The following is a 21946-nucleotide window of genomic DNA, read 5'->3' on the forward strand; positions in this document are numbered from 1 at the left end:
GAGAGGAAGTCAGGATGCGCTCCCTTCGACGTCGACCCAGCATCGGGACTGCGCGCTCGCGGCGACGGCGGCGAGGACGCGCTGCACCTGGAGGCCGTCGGCGAACGACGGGCGCGGGTCGGCGCCGTCCGCGATCGCGGTGAGCAGGTCGGCGGCCTGGTGCGTGAACGTGTGCTCGTAGCCGAGGAGGTGGCCGGGCGGCCACCACCGGTCCGCGTACGGGTGGACGGGCTCGGTGACGAGGATCTTGCGGAAGCCGGCGGTGGCGCCGTCCTCGTCGCGGTCGTGGAACCACAGCTCGTTCAGCGACTCCAGGTCGAACGCCAGGGCGCCGGAGGAGCCGCTGACCTCGATCCGCAGCGCGTTCTTGCGGCCGGTGGCGAACCGGGTGGCCTCGAACGAGGCGAGCGCGCCGCCGTCGGTGCGCCCCACGAACAGGGCCGCGTCGTCCACGGTGACCCGCGCCGTCCCGCCGCCCGGGACCGGGCGTTCCGGGACGAAGGTGTCCATCAGCGCCGACACCCCGACGAGGTTCTGCCCGGTGATGAACTGGGCGGTGTCGATGATGTGCGCGCCGATGTCGCCGAGCGCGCCCGTCCCGGCCCGGTCGCGGTCCATCCGCCAGGTGAACGGCGCCTCCGGGTCGGCCAGCCAGTCCTGGAGGTACTGGGCCCGGACGTGCCGGACGGCGCCGACGCGGCCCTCGTCCACGAGCCTGCGGGCCAGGGTGACGGCGGGGACGCGCCGGTAGTTGAACCCGACCATCGACCGGACGCCGCGGCCGCGCGCCCGCTCCGCGGCGGCGACCATCGCCTCGGCCTCCGCGACGGAGTTGGCGAGCGGCTTCTCGCACAGCACGTGCTTGCCCGCTTCGAGCGCGGCGACGGCGATCTCGGCGTGACTGTCGCCCGGCGTGCAGATGTCGACGAGCTGGACGTCGTCGCGGCGGAGCAGCTCCTTCCAGTCGGTCTCCACCGACGCCCAGCCGAGCGCGTCGGCGGCGGCGCGGGCGCGCTCGGCGGAGCGTCCCGCCAGGGCGGTCATGACGGGCGTCAGCGGCGGCCCGAAGAAGGGCCCCACGCTGCGCCACGCCTGGGAGTGGGCGCGTCCCATGAACGCGTGCCCGACCATCCCGACTCCGACGGTCGTCATTTTCAGCTCACCTCTCTGTGTCGTCTTCCGGGGGCAGGCCCCGTCCCCCGGGCCGGGCTCCCGCCCTGCCCAGGGGGCGGGCGGGAGCGCCGGCGCCCCGCCGCTCAGGACTCGAAGCCGAGCGGCATGTAGGTGTCGACGTTGTCCTTGAACACCGTCTCGGAGGCCAGCGTGATCGACTGGGGCACCTGGAGCTCGACCAGGTCGGCCATGCCCTTGCCCTGCGCGATGAGCCGGCCCAGCTTGATCGCGGACGCGGCCATCGTCGGCGGGTAGGTGACGGTGGCCTCCAGCACGCCGCCGCCGGACTTGATCTCGCGCATCGCGTTGGCCGAGCCCGCACCGCCGACCATGAAGAACTCCTTGCGGCCGGACTGCTTGATCGCGGCGAGCACGCCGACGCCCTGGTCGTCGTCGTGGTTCCACAGCGCGTCGATCTTCTTGTGCGCCTGCAGCAGGTTGGAGGCGACCTGGTTGCCGGACTCCACGGTGAACTTGGCGTCCTGCTTCGCGGTGACGGTGAAGCCGTGGGACTTCAGCGCGTCGGCGAAGCCCTTGCTGCGGTCCTGCGTCAGCGGCAGCGTCGCGATGCCCTGGATCTCCACGATCACGGGGTTGGAGACGCCCTTGTCCTTCAGCTTCTTGCCGATGTAGTGGCCGGCGGAGACGCCCATGCCGTAGTTGTCGCCGCCGACCCACGTCCGGTACGACAGCTTGTCGGGGAAGACGCGGTCGAGGTTGACGACCGGGATGCCGGCGTCCATCGCCTTGCGGGCGACCTGGTTCAGCTGCTCCCCGTCGTTGGGCAGGATGACCAGCACGTCGACCTTCGCGCGGATCAGCGTCTCGACGGCGGAGATCTGCTGGTTGATGTCGTTGGTCGGCTCGACGGGCTTGAACGTGACGTCCTTGTACTTCTTGGCCTGCCCCTCGGCGTTCTTGGCGATCGCCGCGATCCAGCCGTGGTCCGCGGCGGGCGCGGAGAACCCGATGGTGACCTGCTTGCCCGGCTTGTCGTTGTCGCCGGAGAGGGACCCGGCCTGCGCCGCCGGGCTCGGGTCGTCCTTCGCGCTGTTGCTCGTGCAGGCCGCGGCGAGGCTGCCCGCCGCGACGACGGCGCCGCCGAACAGGACGCCTCTGCGGGTGGGACGGGGGCTCTGATCACGCATGACTGCTCCTGATCAAGGGATGGGCGTCCCCCGCCGCGCGATCCCCGGGACGCGCGGCGCCGGACAAGGGGGTGGATGTCGGGCGAGGTCCTCAGGTGGGCGAGCGGAGCCCGCGGCGCTGCAGCAGCACGGCCACCACGATGATCGCGCCCTTGGCGATCAGCTGGTCGCTGGTCTGCAGGCCGTTCAGGATGAACAGGTTGGTGATGAGGGTGAACACCAGCACGCCGAGGATCGACCCGGCGACGGTGCCGCGCCCGCCGGTGAGCAGCGTCCCGCCGATGATGACGGCGGCGATCGCGTCCAGTTCGTACAGGTCGCCGTGGGTGCTGGAGCCGGTGGTGGTGCGGGCCATGATGATGAGCGCGGCGATGCCGCAGCAGAACCCGGACAGCGCGTACAGCATCAGGATGTGCCGGCGGACGTCGATGCCGGCCAGGCGCGCCGCCTCGGGGTTGCCGCCGACCGCGAACGTCCGGCGGCCGAACGTGGTGCGGTTGAGCAGCAGCCATCCGGCGGCGGCGACCGCGGCGAAGATGTACACGACGAGCGGCAACCCGAGCACCTTCGTGGTGGACAGCGCTTCGATCGCGTCGTTCTCCGGCCGGACGAGCTGCGTCCTGCGGTCCGACATCCGCTGCGCCAGCCCCCGCGCCGCGACGAGCATCGCGAGGGTGGCGATGAACGGCACGAGCCGCCCGTAGGAGATCAGCAGGCCGGTGACGACGCCCGCGCCGGTGCCGACGAGGACCGCGCACAGCGCCATCACCGCCGGGCCGTAGGACTGCGTCGCCACCGTCGTCGCCCACACCGACGCCAGCGCCATCACCGACCCGACGGACAGGTCGATCCCGCCGCCGATGATCACGAACGTCTGGCCGACGGTGATCACGCCGATGGTGGCGGCGAGCGCGAGGATGCCGACGACGTTGCCCGACGTCGCGAAGTTGCCCGGTTCGGTCACCAGGCCGACGACCGCCAGCAGCACCAGCGCGGCGACGAGCCCGAGGTGGTGGATCTCGCGGCTCCCCGCGGCGCTGCCCCGCGCGAACGGCCGCCGCGGCCCGCCGCTCCTGCCGGTCGGGCGGGCGAGCGCCCCGCCGCGCTCGCCCGCGTTCTTCTCGGTCCGGGGGGCCGACCCTCCGGAGTGAAAGGTGCCGGTCACAGGGCACTCCCCTCCATGATCATGTTGAGCACGGCGCCCTCGTCGAGGTCGCGGGCGTCGCCGGTGTGCACGACGCGCCCCTCCCGGACGACGAGGACGCGGTCGGCGAGCCCGAGCACCTCGGGAACCTCGCTGGACACCAGCAGCACCCCGATCCCGCGTTCCGCCAGCTCGCGGATCACCGCGTACAGCTCGGCGCGGGCGCCGACGTCCACGCCGCGGGTGGGCTCGTCGAGGATCAGCAGCCGCAGCCCGGCCGAGCCGAGCAGCCAGCGGGCCAGCACGACCTTCTGCTGGTTGCCGCCCGACAGCGTCACGACCGGGCGCCGCGGGTCGGGCGGCCGGATGTCGAGCGACTCGATCTGGCGCCGCACGTCGGCGAGCTCGCGGCGGCGGCTGAGCCAGCCGAACGAGGCGTAGCGCGGCAGCGACGCGACGCTGACGTTCGCGGCGACGGTCTCGTTCAGCAGCAGCGCCTGGCTCTTGCGCTCCTCCGGCGCCATGCCCATGCCGCGCCGCACCGCCGCGCCCGTGTCGCCGGGACGGACGGGGCGGCCGTCCACGAGCACCCGTCCCCGCGCCGGGCGCCGCGCGCCGTAGACGGTCTCCAGGATCTCCGAGCGCCCGGACCCGACCAGCCCCGCGAGCCCGACGATCTCGCCCGCGCGGACGGTGAGCGAGACGTCCTCGAACGCGCCGGGCAGCGTGAGGTCCTCGACCCGCAGCACCTCGGGGCGGCCGTCCCGCGGCTCGGGGCGCGGCGGGAACACGTACTCCACGTCCCGCCCGGTCATCAGCGACACGATCTCGTCGGTGGAGGTGCCCCGCGCGGGCAGCCCGCCCGCGACCGACCGGCCGTCCTTGAGGACGGTCACCCGGTCGCCGATCTCGCGGATCTCCTCCAGCCGGTGCGAGATGTAGACCACGGCGACGCCCGCGGCGGTCAGCTCCCGGATGATGCGGAACAGGTTGGCGACCTCGTCGTGGGCGAGCGCGGCGGACGGCTCGTCCATCACGATGAGGCGGGCGTCGTGCGACAGGGCGCGGGCCATGCTGACGACCTGCTTGCCCGCCGCCGGGAGCCGCCCGACCTCGCGGCGCGGCGGGATCTCCCCGTGCCCGAGGCGCCCGAGCAGCTCCCGCGCCGCCCGCTCGGCCTCGCCGCGGCGGGTGAACCCGAGCCGGGCACGTTCGTGCCCGAGGAAGATGTTCTCGGCGACCGACAGGCCGTCCACCAGGTCCAGTTCCTGGTAGATGGTGGCGATCCCGGCCCGCATGGCGGCGGTGGGCCCGGCGAGCCGCGCCGGCGCGCCGCCGAACACGATCTCACCCTGGTCGGGCTGGTGCGCGCCGGCGAGCACCTTGATGAGCGTGGACTTGCCGGCGCCGTTCTGGCCGAGCAGGCAGTGCACCTCGCCGGGGCGGACGTCGAGGTCGACGCCGTCCAGGGCGCGGACGCCGGGGAACTGCTTGACGATGCCGCGCATCCGCAGCAGCGGTTCGGGTTCGGGCGAGCCCATCGGGCCTCCTCGGGGGCCGGAGAGGGGGTCAGGAAGCGGAGAAGACGTGGTCGCTGATGAGCCGGGCGCCGCCGACCGCGCCGGCGGCGCCGGCGAGTTCGGACAGCACGATCGGGAGGTTGCCGGTCGCGAGCGGCGCGGACCGCCGGTACACGACGCTGCGGATCTCGGCGAGCAGCGCGTGGCCGAGGCCCGCGACGCCGCCCGCGATGATGACGAGGCCGGGGTTGAAGAAGCTGACGAGCCCGGCGAGGACCTGGCCGACGTGCCGGCCGCCCTCCCGGATGATCTGCACCGCGCACGGGTCGCCGGCCGCGGCGGCCTCGCCGACGTGCTCGGCCGCGAGCTCCCCGTGGGTCTCCAGCAGGGCCGCGAGCGCGGGCGAGCGGCCGGACCGCGCCGCCGCCTCCGCGTCCCGAGCGAGCGCCGCGCCGCCGAAGAACGCCTCCAGGCACCCGGCGTTGCCGCAGGCGCAGGTCGGGCCGTCGTCGTCGACCCGGATGTGGCCGATGTCCCCGGCGCTGCCGGACACGCCGCGGTAGATGGCGCCGTCCACGACGATGCCGCAGCCGATCCCGGTGCCGATCTTCACGAGCAGGAAGTCGTCCACCGACCGGGCGAGCCCGGCGTGCAGCTCGCCGAGGGCCATCAGGTTCACGTCGTTGTCGACGAGCACCGGGCAGCCGAGCTCCTGCCCGATCGCGTCCCGCACCGGGAACCGGTCCCAGCCGGGCATGATCGGCGGGACGACCGGCATGCCGTCGCGGAAGCTGACCGGCCCCGGCACCCCGATGCCCGTCCCGTGCACCTGCGGGATCAGGCCCTCGTCGCGGAGCTTGCCGAGCAGGTCCAGCGCCCGCTCCAGCACCACGGTCGCGCCCTGCCGGACGTCGCACCGCTCGCTGACGTGCCCGAGGACCTCCAGCTCGCCGTCGGTCACCGCCACGTCGATCGAGGTCGCCCCGATGTCGAAGGCGACGAACCGCAGCCGCGGCGACAGCCGGACGATCCCGGACCGCCGCCCGCCCCGCGATGCCGCCAGCCCGGCCCCCTCCACGAGGCCGAGCTCGACGAGCCGGTCCAGCTCGACGGCCAGCTTGGACCGCGACAGCCGGACGACGTCGCCCAGCTCGGCGCGCGAGCGCGGCCCCTCGTCACGCAGCAGCCGCAGCAGGCGTGCCTGGTGCACGTTCTGCGGGCGAGCCGACATGCGCATCACGCCGTCCCCTCGGGATCACGCCCGGCCCCTGTGACGCCGGTCTCATGCCCGAGACCGTAACCCCCTTTCGCCGCCCTGAGAAGACCTTTCCCCCAAAGAACTCAAACTTTCCCCACTCAGAGGACAAAGTCACGGACAAGCAACGACCCCGCCCAGTGCACCGGACACACCGAGCGGGGCCGCACCCCACACACCTACACGCCTACCTCAACCCCAGAACAAGCAAAGCGCCACCCCGCACCCACGACCGCGACAACCTCAGCCACCACAGCAACCCCGCGACAACCTGGAGGCCGCGATCGCGTCCAGAGGCAGATTCGAGCGAAGCAAGAATCTGATCGCGCAGCGAGCCGCCAGGCGAGCCGGAGCGATGCCAGCGATCGCCCGCTTTATCGACGATGGAGGGCCGCCAAGGCCCGAAGGAGAAGAAAAAGCAATTAGTACGCCATCTGCCGTCCTGTGCTCATGGTGCGCATGATGTGTTCGACGAGGCTGATGAGGACGCGCTTGGCGTCCTCGCGGTCGCGGACGTCGCAGGAGATCACGGGGATCTCCGGGGCCAGGTCGAGAGCGTCGCGGACCTGGTCGGCCGAGTGCTGCCCGGCGCCGTCGAAGCGGTTGACGCCGATGATGAACGGGACGCCGCGGCGTTCGAAGTAGTCGACCGAGGCGAAGCAGTCGGCGAGGCGGCGGGTGTCGACGAGGACGACCGCCCCGAGCGCGCCCTTGGCCAGTTCGTCCCACATGAACCAGAACCGGTCCTGGCCGGGGGTGCCGAACACGAACAGCACCAGGCCGTTGGGCAGGGTGATGCGCCCGAAGTCCATCGCCACGGTGGTGGTGGTCTTGGACGCGACGGCCGTGGTGTCGTCGACCCCGATGCTCTTCTCGGTCAGCGCCTCCTCGGTGCGCAGCGGGCGGATCTCACTGACCGCGCTGACCAGGGTCGTCTTGCCGACGCCGAAACCGCCGGCCACGAGGATCTTTACCGTCAGCGCCGAGTCGCCCTGCTGGGCGGCCGCGTCAGAGCGCACGGATTCCATCGATCACTTCCTTGAGTACGCGCTCGCTGGGGAACTGCGCCACCGGCGCGGGTCGCCGGACCTGTATCAGCGAGTGGTCGAGCAGGTCGCCGAGCAGGACACGGACGACCCCGAGGGGAAGTTCCAGATCCGACGCTATCTCGGCGACCGACAACGGGGTGCGGCAAAGCTCCAGGATCATGTCATGTTCGGGTTCCGGCGCCCACGGGGTCGCCGGAAGTGCGTGGGCGTCCTCCACGGGCTCGGGCGGGTCGGCCGCGACGATCAGCGCGACCAGGTCGAACTCGACGCCGTCGTAGTGCGTCCGGCCCCGGGTGAGCGCGTACGGGCGCACGACGGGGCCCGCCGCGTCGTCGTACCAGGCCGTGCCGCCCACCTCACACTCCGCCGGGGTCGGCCGCGGCGACGCGCGGGTTGGCCGACAGGTGCTGGCCGACCCGGGTGACCAGCATCGCCATCTCGTAGGCGATGATCCCGAGGTCGGCCTCGGCGTCGGCGAGGACGGCCAGGCAGGCGCCGCGGCCGGCGGCGGTGACGAACAGGAACGACGACTCCATCTCCACGATCGTCTGCCGGACGGGCCCGCCGCCGAACGACTCCCCGGCCCCGCGCGCGAGGCTCTGGAAGCTGGCGGCGACGGCGGACAGGTGGTCGGACTCCTCGCGGGCCAGCCCGCTGGACGAGGCCATCCGCAGCCCGTCGCTGGACAGCACGACGGCGTTCTGCACCGGGGCGACCCGCTGGACGAGGCTGTCCAGGAGCCAGTTGAGCTCACCTCCGGCTCCGCCCGGATACTCCGTGCCGGAGTGCTGGGGCTGTGTCATGGGGCGTCGTCCTCCTGGTCGCCTTCGTTGCCTGCGGCCTCCGCGTCGGCCGCGTCCTGCCTGCCACGCTGCCAACCTTGCTGCATGGCGGACAGCATCGTTCGCATCGACTCGGGCGAGCGGGCGGCGCCGCCGTCCGGGTCCTCGCCCGGGGGAACGGTCCCGTCCGCGTCGCGGCCGGGCTTGTCCGCGGGAGCGTCCATGGGGACGGGTGCGGCGAGCGGCATCCCGGCCGGCTCCGGCGCGGGGGGCGCGGCCGGTTCCGGTTCGGGCGTCGCCGGTTCCGCCGCGGGCGGCGGGGCCTGCCCCTGCGCGGCGAGGTGCGCGTCCACCCGTTCCTTGAGCTGGGGCGCCAGGTGCTGCTGCCGCCTGCGCTTGGGCAGTTCGCCCTCCCGCAGGGCCGGGACCGGCTCCGGCGGCGCCTCCGCCCGCGGGGGCGGGGGCGTCTCGGCCTGGACGGGGGCGGGAGGCGCCGGCGGCGTCGCGTCCCACACCGGCGCCGCGGGCTCCTCGGCCGGACGCGCCGGCGGCGCCGGGTACGGTTCGGCCTCGGCGACGAGCCGGACGATCCCGCCGGACTCGCCGCGCCCGGCGGCGGACGCCGGGAGCGCGGCGGCGGGGCTCGGCAGCTTCTGCATGGGCCCGGTGGCGCGGCGGACGGCGGACGGCTCCGGCTCGGCGCTCTCCACGATGAGCGAGCCCGGGATCAGCGCGATCGCCGTCGTCCCCCCATAGGGCGACGGGCGGAGGGTGACGGTGATGTCGTGCCGCTCGGCCAGCCGGGCGACGACGAACAGGCCGAGCTGGGCGCTGTCGGACGGGTCGAACTCGGGCGGGTGGGCGAGCCGCTCGTTGGCCCTGCGCAGCGCCTCCTCGGTCATCCCGAGGCCGCGGTCCTCGACCTCGATCGCGAACCCGCTGGCGACCGCCTGGCCGCTGACCCGCACCGGCGACTGCGGCGGCGAGAACGTGGTGGCGTTCTCGACCACCTCGGCGAGCAGGTGGATGACGTCGGCGACGGCGGAGCCGAGCAGCGAGACGCGCGGCAGCGGCTGCACCCGCACGCGCGGGTAGTCCTCGACCTCGGCGACGGCGCCGCGCACCACGTCCACCAGCGGGACGGGACGGCGCCAGCCGCGCCCGGCGGTCTTGCCGGCCAGGATGACCAGGCCCTCGGCGTGGCGGCGCATGCGCGTCGCGAGGTGGTCGAGCCGGAACAGGTCGGACAGCTCCGAGGGGTCCTCGGTGCGGCGCTCCATGGTGTCGAGCAGGCTGAGCTGGCGGTGCAGCAGCGCCTGGTTGCGGCGCGCGAGGTTGACGAACACCTCGCTGATGCCGCGCCGGGCGGCGACCTCGCCCTCGGCGGCGACGAGCACGGCCTCGCGGGCGCGGTCGAAGGACTCGGCGATCTGCCGGATCTCGTTGATGCGGTAGTCGAGTTCGGGTGCGGCCCCGGGCTCGACGGGGGCGCCCGAGCGGATCTGCTCGGCGAGCAGCGGCAACCGGGCGCGGGTGAAGTCCACGACGCCGGAGGCGAGCGTGCGGCACTCCTCCAGCAGCCGCCGCGACACCCGGACGGCGAGCAGCGCCGACAGCACGATCGCGAGCAGGCCGACGCCGCCGGCGAGGCCGAGGCGGGTGAAGGCGCCGATCGCGATGTGCTGCCCGTGGTCGGCGACGTCGTCGAGGACCTTGTTCTCCAGATCGAACAGCCGGCCGTTGGTGGTGTCGGAGAGGGAGCGCCAGATGGCGGGCTCGACGGCCTGCGTGTGCGGGGCGCGGGCGGCCTGCCCGGTGCGTGCGCCCGCGGCGGGGACGGCGCCCGTCTCGCGGGTCTTGCGCGGGGCGGCGCGGGGCGGTTCGGCGCCGCGGATGACCTGGTCCTCCAGCGTCCGCAGCTGGACGAACGGCGGGGACGCCGCGAGCCGCTCGTAGCGCCCGTGGTCGCCGTGCGGCAGGTTGGGCGCGTTGTCGGCGTACAGCGTCCGCTGGGCGCCGACGAGCTGCGCGAACTCGCCGCGCTCGGCGGTCGTGATGTGCCCGGCGGCGAGGGCGCCGGTCAGCAGGGCGTCCTCGCGCGACTTGAACTCGCGGGCGCGGCCGATCGAGGCGAGCGTGCGGGCGTGCGCGGTGATGGACCCGTCCCCCGCCACGGTCGCGTTGTAGACGGCGAAGCCCGCGTCGATGATGTCGCTGTACTCGCGCAGCACGCGGTCGCGGTCGGCGACCCGCTGGTCCACGCCCTGGCGGATGCCGCGCAGCGTGCCGATCCGCTCCACGAAGGCGTCGATCCGGTTGACGACCTCGGGCTGGATCGCGTCCCGCAGCCCCCCGTCGCGGGCGCCCTCGCGGACCTTCTCGCCCGCGTCGTCGGTGGCCTGCCGCTGCGTCCGCATCACGCCGGCGTCGGGGCGGGCGCCGCCGAGCTCGGCCGTCGCCAGCCGCCGCTCCTTCTGCAGCGCGTCGATGAGGTGCTGCGCGGGCAGCACGGTCTTCTCCTGGAAGTCGCGGCTCTGCAGCAGCTGGTGCGCGTCGCCGTAGGTGAAGCCCGTGAGGAACACCCAGAGCGAGGCGAGCGCCAGCAGCGGAACGAGGACCAGCAGGCTGATCCTCGCCCGGATGGACGAGAAACGGGGGCCCATCACGGCTGGCGGACCCTGCTCACGTTTGTCGCGGTCGGCATTGGGGGGCGAAACATGGGGGGAAACCTCCCGATGCGTGGAGTACGGAGGTGTGCGGGAGCCTACTACGTCGCGGGTTCCCGATGATCGGACTTCCGGCCGCCGGGTGCCTCGTCCTCCTCGTCCGGCCAGCTCAGCACGTGCTCCATCAGCGCGACGAGCACCTCCTTGGACGACTCGCGGCGGCGCGCGTCGCACAGCACCACCGGGACGCCGGGGTCCAGGTCGAGCGCGATGGCGATGTCGCTCTCCCGGTGCGTCCGCTCGCCGTCGAAGCAGTTCACGGCCACCACGAACGGGACGCCCCGGCGCTCGAAGTAGTCGATCGCCGGGAAGCTGCCGGTCAGCCGGCGCGTGTCGGCGAGCACGACGGCGCCGATCGCGCCCGCCGCCAGCTCGTCCCACATGAACCAGAAGCGCTCCTGGCCCGGCGTGCCGAACAGGTAGAGCAGCAACTGGTCCGACAGCGTGATCCTGCCGAAGTCCATGGCGACCGTCGTGGTCGCCTTGGCGGCCACGCCGGCCACGTCGTCGACCCCGTCGCCGCGGTCGCTCAGCGGCTCCTCGGTGTGCAGCGGCCGGATCTCGCTGACCGAGCCGACCATGGTGGTCTTGCCCGCGCCGAACCCGCCCGCGATGAGGATCTTGGTGGTGACGAGCGGCCGGGCCGCGAAGCCCGGCCCGGCCGGCGCCCGGTCAGAGCGCGCGGAGTCCATTGAGCACCTCCCTCAGCACCCCGGCCGGGGGCCGTCGGCCCTCGACCGGGCGCGCCTCGTCCACCACCGCGACCAGGCCCTTGTCCCGCAGGTCGCCGAGCAGCACCCGCACGACGCCGAGGGGCAGGGCGAGGTCGGCCGCGAGGTCGACCACCGTCACCGGCCGCGCGCACCCGCGCAGCACCTGCGCGTGGTCGGGGCTGTAGCGCAGCCGGTCGCCCGGCGGGACGCCGGTGGCCGCGACCACCGCGATCAACTCGAAGCCCGCGCCCTGGGGACGGGTCCGTCCCCGGGTCATCGCGTAGGGCCGCACAAGCGGTCCGGCGTCGCGGTCCAGCCAGCGCTCTCCCGGCGGGGTCATCGGTCAGAAGCCCCGCGGCGCGGACCCCCCGGCGCCTCCGAAGGCCGGGCCGCCCGCCTCCGCCCCGAACCTCGGGCTCGCCTGCAGGTGCTGCCCGACCCGCTTGACCAGCACCGCCATCTCGTAGGCGACCAGTCCGGCGTCGGCCTCCGCCTCGGCCAGCACCGCCAGGCAGGTGCCGTCGCCGGCGGCGGTCACGAACAGCAGCAGCGCGTCCATCTCGATGATGGTCTGCCGGACGTTGCCGCCCGCGAAGTGCCGTCCGGCGCCGCGCGCGAGGCTCTGCACGCCGGACGCCAGCGCCGACAGGTGCTCGGCGTCCTCGCGGGCGAGCTCGTTGGAGGCGGCCACGGCCAGCCCGTCGCGCGACAGGATCACCGCCTGCCGCACCGTCGTGACCCGCTGGGCGAAGTCGTTGAGCAGCCAGTTCAACTCACCGGACACGGTGTTGTGCATCATCGGGTCCCCTCCTCCCGGGCGTCGGACGCGCGTCCGCGCCGCCATCCCTGCTGTATCGATGCCATCAGCGAGCGTGCCTCCTCGGGCGAGCGTGCGACGGCCCCGGTCACGGTTCCGCCGGACGGCGGAGGCGCCGGGGGCCTCTTGCGCAGTTGCGGGGCCAGGTTCCTCTGCCTGACGCGGCGGGGCAACCCGGCGTGGGTTCCCGCGGGCTGCCAGTCCTCACCGGCGGCCTCGGCGGTGTCCTCGTCGGTGTCCTCGTCGGCGGCGGCGCCGGGGCCTTCGGCCGCCGGCGTGTGGGCGTCGTCCGACCAGGGGTTCGGGGTGGGACGCTGCGGCGCGGGCGCCGGCGGGTCCGGGACGCCCCATGGCTCGGCGGGCGCCGGCGCCGGGGCGGGGGCGGGCGCGGAGGGGCCGGTGAGCGCGGGCAGCACGGGCGGCGCCTCCAGGTGGCCGCCGGCGCCCTCCAGGCGCCCTGGAGCGTTCCGCTGCCACTGGTACGGGTCGTCCGCGGGCAGGGCGGAGAGCTCTCCGGGGGCGCCCGGGTCGCGGAGCGGGACGACCCCGTCGGGGACGGGCGCGGCCATGAGCGTCACCTCCGGCTCCGCCGGGCCCTCGACGGCGGGCCCGGAGAGCGCCGCGGCCTCGGCGCGCGGCCCGTCCTCCGGCGGCGGCATCCCGGCCGCCATCTCCTCGGCGCGCACCACCAGCTCGTGCGGGAACAGGACGATCGCGGTGACGCCGCCGTACGGGGACCGGTGGAGCTTCACGGTGACGTCATGGCGGGCGGCCAGCCGCGCGACGACGAACAGCCCGAGCTGGTCGGTGTCGACCAGGTCGTACTCGGGCGGCTCGGCGAGCCGCCGGTTGGCCTCGGCGAGCTGCTCCGGCCGGACGCCGAGGCCGCGGTCCTCGACCTCGACCGCGAACCCGGTGCCGACCCGCTCGGCCATCACCCGCACCTCGGTGTTGGGCGGGGAGAACGCCGCCGCGTTCTCGATCAGCTCGGCCAGCAGGTGCACGACGTCCGTGACGGCCGCGCCGACCAGGCCGTCCTCGGAGTCGGTCAGCACGGTCGCGCGGGTGTAGTCCTCGATCTCCGAGACGGCGGCGCGCAGCACGTCGGCGAAGCGCACCGGCCGCCGCCAGCCGCGCCCCGGCGTCGCGCCGGACAGGATGATCAGGCTCTCGGCGTGCCGCCGCATGCGGGTGGTGAGGTGGTCGATGCGGAACAGGTCTTCCAGGTCGTCGGCCTCGGCGCGGCTCTCCAGGCCGTCCAGCAGCGTCAGCTGGCGGTGCAGGAGCGACTGGTTGCGGCGGGCGATGTTGAGGAAGATGCGGCTGACGCCCGCGCGCAGCTCGGCCTGGCCGACGGCGGCGTCGACGGCGGTCCGCTGCACCTTGGCGAACGCCTCGGCGAGCCGGGCGACCTCGGCGGTGCGCCCGGCGTCCAGGGGCGGGGCCTCCGCGGCGACGTCCACGCTCTCGTTGCGGCCGAGCCGGGCGACGATGCCGGGCAGCCGCTGCTCGGCCAGCTCCTCGGCCGATCCGCGCAGCCCGACCAGCTCGCGGACGAACCCGCGCGCGAACCGCAGCGACAGCAGCACCGACAGCAGGATCGACAGCAGGCCGAGGCCGCCGACGGCGGCGAGCCGGAGGTAGGCCTCGCGGCCGAGCTCGTCGGCGTGCTCCCCGGCGCGCCTGGAGTTGCCGAGGACCATCCCGTTGACCGAGAGCACGAGCGGCTGCGCCGTCCGCTGCCACTCGCCGGGCTGGACGGGGATCGGCCGGCGCGGGTCGGCGTCGGCGATCCGGTCCTCGATCGCCTTGAACGTCTGGTACTCCGGCGAGGCGAAGACCTGCGCGGTGCCGGTCCGGTAGACGACCGGGTCGAGCAGGGAGCGCTGCTTCGTCCACTGCCAGCGCTGCTCGCCGACCATCTCCACGAACAGCCGGTGCTCGGCCGCCGTCATCCGGCCCTTGGTGATGAACGCGCCGGCGACCAGCGCGTTCTCGCGCTGCAGCAGTTCCATGCCGCGGCCGGCGTGCCGGGTGGACTGGGTCCAGTCATAGAGCGCGGAGTCGTCGATGGCCACAAGGCTGTCATAAAGCCGGTGCATGTTGTCGACCATCGTGCCGTACCCGTTGACCGCGGCCAAACGGTCGACGGAACGGGCGTCGACCGCGGCGCGCAGCCCGCCGAGTCCGCCGAGCGCCCGCAGGACCTCGGCGACGCGGGCCTCCATCTCGGCGCTCGTCGCGCTGCGGGCGGCGGCGGAGGTGGCCCTGCGGCGGAAGTTCTCGACGGCCGCGTCGAGGCGCGAGCGCTGCGACACCAGGGCGGCGGGGGCGCCGCCCGCGGCCTGGCGCGGGGTGCTGAGGAACACGGCCGAGGCCTGCCGCTCCTTGCCGAGCTCCACCAGGACGCCCTGGCCGCTCGGCGCGAACTCGCGGTCGAGTGTGTGGTAGCGGCGCTGGGCGAGCGCGTCGCGCCCGGTGACGATCGCGGCATATCCCCAGAGCGCGACGAGCGAGAGCAGCGGCACGAGCAGCAACGCGGTGACCTTCGAGCGGATCGACCGCCTACGGGGGGATTTCATGTGACCTCGAAGGTTCCGACACGGAGGGCCCCTGGATCATAAAGGCCGCGCGCGACGCTCCCGCAACCCCTTTGACGGCATTCGGCCGTATTGCCACTATTCCTTGCCACCTGCGGCGATGCGCGATATCAAGACGATCTTGTCGAACCCGACGCAAGAGGATAGCGACAAATCCGGACAACTTGCTTCATTTCCCCCTGTCGCTCGACGACAATGCGCCATACTCTGCTTCTTCACCACCGCTCGCGCCGCGACCGGTCCGGGAAGGAGAGCAACGATTCCTACAGGTAACGACGACGGCCGGGGCGGGAGGACGGCTCCCGGGCCGGAGGGCGTTACGATGCCCGCCGTGAGTCCCGAAAGCCAGGCATCCGAGGCATTGCCGTCGCGACGGCGCCGCACACCCCGCGGCGGCCGCCACCGAGGCGACGAGTCCTTCCTTCTGCCCCCCGGATCCCCCACGCTCATCCTCGCCGTCCCCGGACCCGCCCGGCGGGCCGGCACCGACATCGCCGTCGAGCTCGCCCGGCTCGTGGAGCTTGAGCACACCGGACAGCCGGCCCACGTCGGGCACCTGGAGGGCGACGAGGCGAACCTGCACGCCGTCCTCGCCGGCATCCGGCCGCGGGGCGACGAGCTCGCGGCCGTGGTGGTGCCGCTGTCCACCGGGCCCGACCCCGCGCTGGACGCCGCCGTGCGCGCCGCCGTGGCGGCGTCGCCCGTGCGCACCGTCGCCGCCGAGCCGCTCGGCCCGCACCCGCTCATCGCCGAGGCCCTGCACGACCGGCTCGCCGACGCGGGCCTCGCCCGCGCCGACCGGATCAGGCTGATGACGATGGTGACGGCCGCCTCCGGTGTGATCGTCGCCACGCCGGGCGACGCCGCCGCCGTCCGGCAGGCCGAGGTCACCGGCGTGCTCCTGGCCTCCCGGCTCGCGGCCCCCGTCTTCACCGCCTCGCTGAACGACGAGGCGTCGGTCAAGGCCGCCTACGAGCAGCTGCGCGCGGCCGGAGCGGCGTCCATCGCCGTCGCCCCGCACCTGATCGGACCCGAGCCGGAGGCCGCGCTGATCACCGCGGCGGCCGCCACCGTGGGCTCCGCGCACTCCGCGCCCCTCGGCGCCCACCCGGCCCTGGCCCGCCTGGCCTCCCTCCGCTACGTCGAGGCGCTCTCCACCGCGCTCGCCGACTAGGCGGTGTTTTCTCAGTCCCGGCCCACTTTGCTCGCCTGGCGGCTCGCTACGTGACCGTCCCTGGGCGAACGCGGCATCGCTTCGCGATCTGCCCGGTGTCGCTCGCCTCCGGCTTCGCGACACCGGGCAGTTCACGCGTTCGCGCGTGGCCGAGGCCACTTCGAGCCAGGCCCTGACCCAAGGGGGTCGCCTCCCTTGGGCCGACCTCGGCGTCCCATGGGAGGCGACCCTGGCAAGGGCCGCTAGCGGTTTTTGAACTCCGGACGGCGTTTCTCCATGGCCGCCGCCATTCCCTCGGCGAGGTCCTCGCTGAAGAACGCCAGGGTCTGCACGGCCGTCTCCGCCATGAGCTGCCGGCGCAGGCCGGGGACGTCCAGGGACGCGTTGAGCAGCTCCTTCGTGCGGCTCAGGCCGTAGGGAGACCTTCCGAGCAACTCGTCGGCGAGGGCCTGGGCGGCGGCCAGGTCCCCGCCCTCGGGGGCCGTCTCGGTGACGAGGCCGAGGGCGTCGGCGCGCGCCGCGTCCAGGCGCTGCGCCCGGTAGCAGATCTCCGCGGCCTTCGCCGGCCCGACCAGGCGCGGCAGCAGCCAGGACAGGCCGCAGTCGCCGGCCGACAGCCCGAGGTCGACGAACGGCACGACGAAGCGGGTCGTCGGGTCGGCGACCCGCAGGTCGCAGGCCAGCGCCCAGGACACGCCCATGCCCGCGACGGGGCCGTGCAGCGCCGCGATCACCGGCTGCGGGATCTCCCGCAGCCGCGCGGTGACCTCGCCGCCCCGCGCGATGCCCCGGTAGAGCCGCTGGACGCGGCCCTCGCCGGTCGCGCCGCCCGGGTCGCCGCCCTGCAGGTCCATGCCCGAGCAGAAGCCGCGGCCCGCGCCGGTCAGCACGACCACGCGGGTGGAGGTGTCGCGCATCAGCCCGTTGAGGACGTCCAGCATCTCCTCGGTCAGCGCGCCGTCGACCGCGTTCAGGCGCTCCGGGCGGGACAGGGTGATCGTGAGCACCCCGTCCCGCCGGTCGAGCTCGATCCCGGCCAACGGCTCAGGACGTGAGCTGCTGGATCAGCGGGCCCATCTGCTCGCCCACGTTGCCGAACACGGTCAGCGGCTCCGCCGCGCCGATGGCCGCCCAGTTGTCCCGGACGTCCTCGACCGACAGCGTCTCCTTCTGCCCGTAGCCGGGGCCCTCCGCCACGAAGATCTTCGCGATCCGGCCGCCGCCGACCGTGTAGACCTGCCCGGAGTCCTCGACGGAGTCGTGCACGAGGTAGGCGACGAGCGGCGTGACCTGGTCGACGCCGAGCTTGTCGGCGAAGTCGGCGGGCAGCAGGTCCTCGGTCATCCGGGTCCAGGCGACCGGCGCGATCGCGTTGGCCTTGATGTTGTACTTGGCGCCCTCCTGGGCGAGGGTCTTGGTGAACCCGACCAGGCCCATCTTGGCGGTGGAGTAGTTGGCCTGGCCGAAGTTGCCGAACAGGCCCGCGGGCGAGGAGGTGTTCACGATCCGCCCGTAGCCCTGCTCGCGCAGGTGCGGCCAGGCGGCGCTGGAGACGAGGAACGAGCCGCGCAGGTGGACGGCGATGACCGAGTCGAACTCCTCGACCGACATGTTCTTGAACGACTTGTCGCGCAGGATGCCCGCGTTGTTGACGACGATGTCGACCTTGCCGAACGCGTCCAGCGCGGAGGCGACGATCGCCTGCGCGCCCTCGGGGGTGGCGACGTTGTCGGGGTTCGCGACGGCCTCGCCGCCGTTCTTCCTGATCTCGTCCACGACCTCCTGGGCGGGGCCCGCGGAGGCGCCGGACCCGGACCGGTCACCGCCGAGGTCGTTGACGACGACCTTGGCGCCGCGCGCGGCGAGCTCCAGCGCGTGCTGCCGGCCGAGGCCGTGGCCAGCCCCGGTCACGACCGCCACGCGGCCGTCGTAGCGCAGTTCCGACATCTCGTGTCTCCCTCACATCGCACCGACTACGCCCCCAGGAAATCATCATGGGGTTACCCAGTGGTACCACTAAACCGAATCGCGCTCGGCCGCGGCCCCCGGGGTTCCTTCCCGGCTGGACGCCGGGACAGTCCTGCGTACGATGGGACGTGGGAGGAAGTTGCGCCAAATGCTGCAATTCCCCCCGCGCCCACCGCGTAGTCTCCTCACCCGTCGACGACACGAGGAGCAACGGAGGTCCCGTGCGATGAGCCTCGCCACCACGTCCGCGTCCGCGTCCTGCCGCCGCTACCGCGTGGTGCAGTGGGCGACGGGCGCCCTCGGACGCAGCGCGATCCGGGGCGTGCTCGAACGCGACGACATGGAGCTCGCCGGCGCGTGGGTGCACGCCCCGGCCAAGGTCGGCGCCGACGCCGGAACCCTCGCGGGACGCGACCCGGTCGGCGTCGCCGCGACCGGCGACCTCGGCGAGATCCTCGACCTGGAGGCCGACTGCGTCCTGTACGCCCCGACCCCCCGGCCCGACCGCTTCGCCGAGCTGGAGACGATCTGCGCGCTGCTGGCGTCCGGCAAGAACCTGATCTCCCTCACCGGGCTCGTCTACCCGCGGGCGCACGGCCCGCTCTTCGTGAGCGAGCTGGAGCAGGCCTGCAAGCGCGGCGGCGCGTCGGTGCACGGCAGCGGCGTCAGCCACGGCTTCATGGCCGACGTGATGCCGCTGGTGCTGTCGCGGCTGTCGCGCCGGATCACCCACGTCTACGCCCGCGAGTGCTCCGACTTCGCCCGGCACCCGTCCTGGCGGATGGTCCACGAGGTGCTCGGGTTCGGCAAGGACGAGGAGACGTACCTGCGGACGCTGCGGGCCGCCCGCGCCACGATGCGGGCGCTGTTCTCCGAGAGCCTGCACCTGATCGCCGCCGGGCTCGGCGTCGACCTCGACGAGATCGACGTGGACGCCGACCACCGGCTGGCCGGCGCCGACCTCGTGACCGCCGCCGGGCCGATCCCGCGCGGCACGGTCGCCGCGGACCGCTGGACGTTCAGCGGCATCGCCGCCGGCAGGCCCGTGATCACCGTCGAGATCGTGCACAAGGCCGACGCCGCGCGGATGCCGGACGAGTGGGGGCGGCCCGGGTACTCGCTGCGCGTGGACGGCCGGCCGCCGCTCACGCTGTCGGCCGGCGAGGAGTGGATCAGCGACGCGATCTCCGCGGCGTCCGCGCACGCGGTGAACTCCGTCCCGGCCGTGTGCCGCGCCGACCCCGGCATCCGCACCTACCTGGACCTGCCGATGGTCACGGGCCGGATGCACCTCTGAGCGCCCCGGCCGTCAGGACGGCAGCGTCGTCGCCGACTCGTCCTCGGAGGTGATCTCGGCCGCCTGGGCCTCGGCCTCCTCGCGGGCCTCGCGGCGGTGCCTGCGGACGCTCCACACCACCAGCGCGACGACGGCCGCGGCCGCCAGGCCGATCGCCAGCCCCCGGCCCGCGAGCTTGGCCGCGTGCTCGAACGCCGTGCCCGCGAAGAAGCCGCCGAGCGTGAACGTCACCACCCAGGTGACGCCGCCGATGACGTTGAAGAGCAGGAACTTCGGATACGGCAGCCGCGAACTGCCCGCGAGCGCCGGCATGAGCGCCCGCAGCAGCGCCGTGAACCGCCCGATGAACACCGCGAACGCGCCGCGGCGGCGGATCATGTCCTGCGCGGCCGCGACCTTCGCCCGGTGTCTTCGCATCATCTTGACGTCCAGCAGCCGCGGCCCGTACTTGCGGCCGATCTCGTAGCCCACCGAGTCGCCGGCCACGGCCGCGACCACCGCGATGACCAGCAGCAGCGGCAGCGACAGCACGTGCTGGCTGGCGAGGACGCCGCCGACCACGATCGCGGTCTCGCCCGGGAACACGAAGCCGACGAACAGCGCGGCCTCCGCGAACACCAGCGCCGCGATGATCAGGTAGATCATCGCCGGTGGAAGGCCGTCCACCAGGGCGTTGAACTGTTCGAGCATGGACCCCCGCCATCTCGTCGATCCGCCGGCCGGCCTCGCGGCCGTTTCACACTGGATACCGACGGTTATGGTAGCCGCGAGGTTCCCGGACCCGGATCGCCCTCAGGTGCCGACCCGGGAACCGTCCTCACCTACTTCAGAGGGAGACGGGCATGAGCGTCCAGGAGGTCGAGGGAGGCCGGTTCGTCCGGCAGGCGAACCGGTTCACCGAGCGGATCACGGCGGACGGGGCGGACGGCCTGCCCGCCGAGCCCGGCCGGTACCGGCTCTTCGTCTCCTACGCGTGCCCGTGGGCGCACCGCACCCTGATCGTGCGGCGGCTCCTCGGCCTGGAGGACGCGATCGGCGTCGGGGTCGTCGACCCCATCCGGGACGAGCGGGGCTGGCGGTTCCCCGACCGCGACCCGGTGACCGGCGCCGTCTTCCTCTCCGAGCTGTACCTGTCCACCGACCCGGCGTTCCAGGGCCGCTACACCGTGCCCTGCGTCTGGGACACCGAGACCGAGCGCCTGGTCACCAACGACTTCCCGAACATCACCACGATGTTCGAGACGGAGTTCACCGCCCACCACCGCCCCGGCGCGCCCGACCTGTACCCCGAGGCGCTGCGGCCCGAGATCGACGAGCTGAACGAGCTCGTCTACCAGACGGTCAACAACGGCGTGTACAAGGCCGGCTTCGCCACCTCGCAGGGCGCCTACGAGGAGGCCTTCGACGCCCTCTTCGACACCCTCGGCCGGCTGGAGGAGCGCCTGTCCACCCGCCGCTACCTGTTCGGCGACGAGATCACCGAGGCCGACGTCCGGCTCTACCCGACGCTCGCCCGCTTCGACGCCGTCTACCACGGCCACTTCAAGTGCAACCTGCGGCGCCTCGCCGACCACGAGAACCTCTGGGGCTACGCCCGCGACCTCTACTCGATCCCCGCGTTCGGCGGGACCACGAACTTCGACCACATCAAGCGGCACTACTACGTGACCCAGCGGAACATCAACCCGTCCGGCGTCGTCGCCAAGGGTCCGCTCGTGGACTGGACGACCCCGCACCACCGGGGACAATGACCGCGTGTCCCTCGTTATGCTGGCGCACCTCCAGTAATCCGCACGAGAGGCACGACCCCCATGCGCAGCCAGTTCTTCGGCAACCTCGAACAGGGACAGCAGCTCCCCGGCCACTTCGCCCTCCAGAACTCCAAGATGCTCCGCGTCCACCTGAACGGCGACGTCCTCGCCCGCCAGGGCTCCATGGTCGCCTTCCAGGGCCAGATGGAGTTCGACTACGAGGGTGCGGGCGGCATCGGCAAGTTCATGAAGAAGGCCCTGACGGGCGAGGGCGTCCCCCTCATGCGCGTCAAGGGCCAGGGCCTGCTGTTCGTCGCCAACGACGCCGACGACATCCACCTGTTCTACCTGGAGAACGAGGGCATGACCGTCAACGGCAAGAACATCCTCGCCTACGACTCGCACCTGCAGTCCGACATCCAGCGCGTCCAGGGCGCCGGCATCGCCGCGGGCGGCCTGTTCAACACCACCCTCCAGGGCACCGGCTGGGTGGCGCTCACCACACACGGCACCCCGGTCATGCTCGACTGCGGCCGCGCCCCCACGTTCGCCGACGGCCAGTCCGCCGTCGCGTGGAGCACGAGCCTCCAGGTCGGCGTCAACCGCACCTTCAAGGCCAGCGCCCTCATCGGCCGCGGCAGCGGCGAAGCGATGCAGCTCGCCTACCAGGGCCAGGGCTTCGTCCTGATCCAGGCGTCCGAGGGCCCGACGGTCGCTCCGCATACTCACTAGCATTTTTCTCCTCCTTCGGGCCTGGCGGCCCTCCATCGTCGAAAAACGCGGGCGATCGCTGGCATCGCTCCGGCTCGCCTGGCGGCTCGCTGCGCGA

Annotated in this window: 20 protein-coding genes; 4 read left to right on the forward strand and 16 right to left on the reverse strand. The window is 73.3% G+C overall.

Annotated features, from left to right (window positions below; translation table 11 throughout):
• Window positions 1-9 precede the first annotated feature (9 nt).
• The 13 genes from ACQEU6_RS18685 to ACQEU6_RS18745 all read right to left on the reverse strand — a co-directional run bounded on the left by ACQEU6_RS18685 (window position 10) and on the right by ACQEU6_RS18745 (window position 14909).
• Window positions 10-1152 (reverse strand): Gfo/Idh/MocA family protein, encoded by a 1143-nt coding sequence (locus ACQEU6_RS18685; protein WP_499333578.1) that lies wholly within the window; start codon window positions 1150-1152, stop codon window positions 10-12.
• Window positions 1153-1256: 104 nt separating this feature from the next.
• Window positions 1257-2321, reverse strand: a complete 1065-nt coding sequence (locus ACQEU6_RS18690; RefSeq protein ID WP_499333579.1) for an ABC transporter substrate-binding protein — start codon at window positions 2319-2321, stop codon at window positions 1257-1259.
• 91 nt (window positions 2322-2412) lie between these two features.
• Window positions 2413-3486, reverse strand: a complete 1074-nt coding sequence (locus ACQEU6_RS18695; RefSeq protein ID WP_499333581.1) for an ABC transporter permease — start codon at window positions 3484-3486, stop codon at window positions 2413-2415.
• A complete protein-coding gene (locus tag ACQEU6_RS18700) occupies window positions 3483-5006 on the reverse strand; it encodes a sugar ABC transporter ATP-binding protein (RefSeq protein ID WP_499333582.1) in 1524 nt (507 codons plus the stop codon). The genes ACQEU6_RS18695 and ACQEU6_RS18700 overlap by 4 nt, the downstream gene beginning before the upstream one ends.
• Window positions 5007-5034: 28 nt before the next feature.
• Window positions 5035-6222 (reverse strand): ROK family transcriptional regulator, encoded by a 1188-nt coding sequence (locus ACQEU6_RS18705; RefSeq protein WP_499333584.1) that lies wholly within the window; start codon window positions 6220-6222, stop codon window positions 5035-5037.
• A 440-nt stretch (window positions 6223-6662) separates the two neighbouring features.
• Complete coding sequence (locus tag ACQEU6_RS18710) at window positions 6663-7268, reverse strand: GTP-binding protein (protein ID WP_499333585.1); 606 nt, start codon at window positions 7266-7268, stop codon at window positions 6663-6665.
• Window positions 7249-7644 carry a DUF742 domain-containing protein gene (locus ACQEU6_RS18715; RefSeq protein WP_499333586.1) on the reverse strand — a complete coding sequence of 132 codons (396 nt, stop codon included), beginning with the start codon at window positions 7642-7644 and terminating at the stop codon, window positions 7249-7251. Before ACQEU6_RS18715 ends, ACQEU6_RS18710 begins: the two co-directional genes overlap by 20 nt.
• Before the next feature lies 1 nt (window position 7645).
• Window positions 7646-8092 (reverse strand): roadblock/LC7 domain-containing protein, encoded by a 447-nt coding sequence (locus ACQEU6_RS18720; RefSeq protein ID WP_499333587.1) that lies wholly within the window; start codon window positions 8090-8092, stop codon window positions 7646-7648.
• Window positions 8089-10734, reverse strand: coding sequence for a sensor histidine kinase (locus ACQEU6_RS18725; RefSeq protein ID WP_499333588.1), 2646 nt, complete (start codon window positions 10732-10734; stop codon window positions 8089-8091). Before ACQEU6_RS18725 ends, ACQEU6_RS18720 begins: the two co-directional genes overlap by 4 nt.
• 104 nt (window positions 10735-10838) lie before the next feature.
• Window positions 10839-11489: a GTP-binding protein gene (locus ACQEU6_RS18730; protein WP_499333590.1), complete on the reverse strand. Its 651-nt coding sequence runs from the start codon at window positions 11487-11489 to the stop codon at window positions 10839-10841.
• Complete coding sequence (locus ACQEU6_RS18735; RefSeq protein WP_499333592.1) at window positions 11470-11850, reverse strand: DUF742 domain-containing protein; 381 nt, start codon at window positions 11848-11850, stop codon at window positions 11470-11472. Before ACQEU6_RS18735 ends, ACQEU6_RS18730 begins: the two co-directional genes overlap by 20 nt.
• A 3-nt stretch (window positions 11851-11853) precedes the next feature.
• Window positions 11854-12309 (reverse strand): roadblock/LC7 domain-containing protein, encoded by a 456-nt coding sequence (locus ACQEU6_RS18740; RefSeq protein ID WP_499333593.1) that lies wholly within the window; start codon window positions 12307-12309, stop codon window positions 11854-11856.
• Complete coding sequence (locus tag ACQEU6_RS18745) at window positions 12306-14909, reverse strand: nitrate- and nitrite sensing domain-containing protein (RefSeq protein WP_499333594.1); 2604 nt, start codon at window positions 14907-14909, stop codon at window positions 12306-12308. Before ACQEU6_RS18745 ends, ACQEU6_RS18740 begins: the two co-directional genes overlap by 4 nt.
• Window positions 14910-15258: 349 nt before the next feature.
• Between ACQEU6_RS18745 and ACQEU6_RS18750 the strand changes: the two genes are divergently transcribed.
• Entirely contained in the window at window positions 15259-16101 is an 843-nt protein-coding gene (locus ACQEU6_RS18750) for a sirohydrochlorin chelatase (protein ID WP_499333595.1), read from the forward strand.
• A 242-nt stretch (window positions 16102-16343) separates the two neighbouring features.
• On the opposite strand, the gene ACQEU6_RS18755 is transcribed toward ACQEU6_RS18750, so the two are convergent.
• Both ACQEU6_RS18755 and ACQEU6_RS18760 read right to left on the reverse strand, forming a co-directional pair.
• Window positions 16344-17141, reverse strand: coding sequence for an enoyl-CoA hydratase/isomerase family protein (locus ACQEU6_RS18755; protein ID WP_499333596.1), 798 nt, complete (start codon window positions 17139-17141; stop codon window positions 16344-16346).
• A gap of 4 nt (window positions 17142-17145) precedes the next feature.
• A complete protein-coding gene (locus ACQEU6_RS18760) occupies window positions 17146-18048 on the reverse strand; it encodes an SDR family oxidoreductase (RefSeq protein ID WP_499333597.1) in 903 nt (300 codons plus the stop codon).
• Window positions 18049-18295: 247 nt separating this feature from the next.
• Between ACQEU6_RS18760 and ACQEU6_RS18765 the strand changes: the two genes are divergently transcribed.
• Window positions 18296-19366 carry an NAD(P)H-dependent amine dehydrogenase family protein gene (locus ACQEU6_RS18765; RefSeq protein WP_499333599.1) on the forward strand — a complete coding sequence of 357 codons (1071 nt, stop codon included), beginning with the start codon at window positions 18296-18298 and terminating at the stop codon, window positions 19364-19366.
• 12 nt (window positions 19367-19378) lie between these two features.
• Here ACQEU6_RS18765 and ACQEU6_RS18770 read toward each other — a convergent pair whose 3' ends face one another.
• On the reverse strand, window positions 19379-20056 hold the full coding sequence (locus tag ACQEU6_RS18770) for a DedA family protein (RefSeq protein WP_499333600.1): 678 nt from the start codon (window positions 20054-20056) through the stop codon (window positions 19379-19381).
• A 152-nt stretch (window positions 20057-20208) separates the two neighbouring features.
• Between ACQEU6_RS18770 and ACQEU6_RS18775 the strand changes: the two genes are divergently transcribed.
• Complete coding sequence (locus ACQEU6_RS18775; protein ID WP_499333601.1) at window positions 20209-21117, forward strand: glutathione S-transferase family protein; 909 nt, start codon at window positions 20209-20211, stop codon at window positions 21115-21117.
• Window positions 21118-21177: 60 nt separating this feature from the next.
• On the forward strand, window positions 21178-21849 hold the full coding sequence (locus ACQEU6_RS18780) for an AIM24 family protein (protein ID WP_499333603.1): 672 nt from the start codon (window positions 21178-21180) through the stop codon (window positions 21847-21849).
• Window positions 21850-21946 lie beyond the last annotated feature (97 nt).

This window comes from Spirillospora sp. CA-108201 (genome assembly GCF_050936235.1).
Classification (GTDB): Bacteria; Actinomycetota; Actinomycetes; order Streptosporangiales; family Streptosporangiaceae; genus Spirillospora.

Coding starts and splice junctions, on each gene's coding strand:
- ACQEU6_RS18685 (WP_499333578.1), bottom strand. CDS start 1,152: ATGACGACCGTCGGAGTCGGGATGGTCGGGCACGCGTTCATGGGACGC.
- ACQEU6_RS18690 (WP_499333579.1), bottom strand. CDS start 2,321: ATGCGTGATCAGAGCCCCCGTCCCACCCGCAGAGGCGTCCTGTTCGGC.
- ACQEU6_RS18700 (WP_499333582.1), bottom strand. CDS start 5,006: ATGGGCTCGCCCGAACCCGAACCGCTGCTGCGGATGCGCGGCATCGTC.
- ACQEU6_RS18705 (WP_499333584.1), bottom strand. CDS start 6,222: ATGCGCATGTCGGCTCGCCCGCAGAACGTGCACCAGGCACGCCTGCTG.
- ACQEU6_RS18710 (WP_499333585.1), bottom strand. CDS start 7,268: ATGGAATCCGTGCGCTCTGACGCGGCCGCCCAGCAGGGCGACTCGGCG.
- ACQEU6_RS18720 (WP_499333587.1), bottom strand. CDS start 8,092: ATGACACAGCCCCAGCACTCCGGCACGGAGTATCCGGGCGGAGCCGGA.
- ACQEU6_RS18725 (WP_499333588.1), bottom strand. CDS start 10,734: ATGGGCCCCCGTTTCTCGTCCATCCGGGCGAGGATCAGCCTGCTGGTC.
- ACQEU6_RS18730 (WP_499333590.1), bottom strand. CDS start 11,489: ATGGACTCCGCGCGCTCTGACCGGGCGCCGGCCGGGCCGGGCTTCGCG.
- ACQEU6_RS18735 (WP_499333592.1), bottom strand. CDS start 11,850: ATGACCCCGCCGGGAGAGCGCTGGCTGGACCGCGACGCCGGACCGCTT.
- ACQEU6_RS18740 (WP_499333593.1), bottom strand. CDS start 12,309: ATGATGCACAACACCGTGTCCGGTGAGTTGAACTGGCTGCTCAACGAC.
- ACQEU6_RS18745 (WP_499333594.1), bottom strand. CDS start 14,909: ATGAAATCCCCCCGTAGGCGGTCGATCCGCTCGAAGGTCACCGCGTTG.
- ACQEU6_RS18760 (WP_499333597.1), bottom strand. CDS start 18,048: ATGTCGGAACTGCGCTACGACGGCCGCGTGGCGGTCGTGACCGGGGCT.
- ACQEU6_RS18765 (WP_499333599.1), top strand. CDS start 18,296: ATGAGCCTCGCCACCACGTCCGCGTCCGCGTCCTGCCGCCGCTACCGC.
- ACQEU6_RS18770 (WP_499333600.1), bottom strand. CDS start 20,056: ATGCTCGAACAGTTCAACGCCCTGGTGGACGGCCTTCCACCGGCGATG.
- ACQEU6_RS18775 (WP_499333601.1), top strand. CDS start 20,209: ATGAGCGTCCAGGAGGTCGAGGGAGGCCGGTTCGTCCGGCAGGCGAAC.
- ACQEU6_RS18780 (WP_499333603.1), top strand. CDS start 21,178: ATGCGCAGCCAGTTCTTCGGCAACCTCGAACAGGGACAGCAGCTCCCC.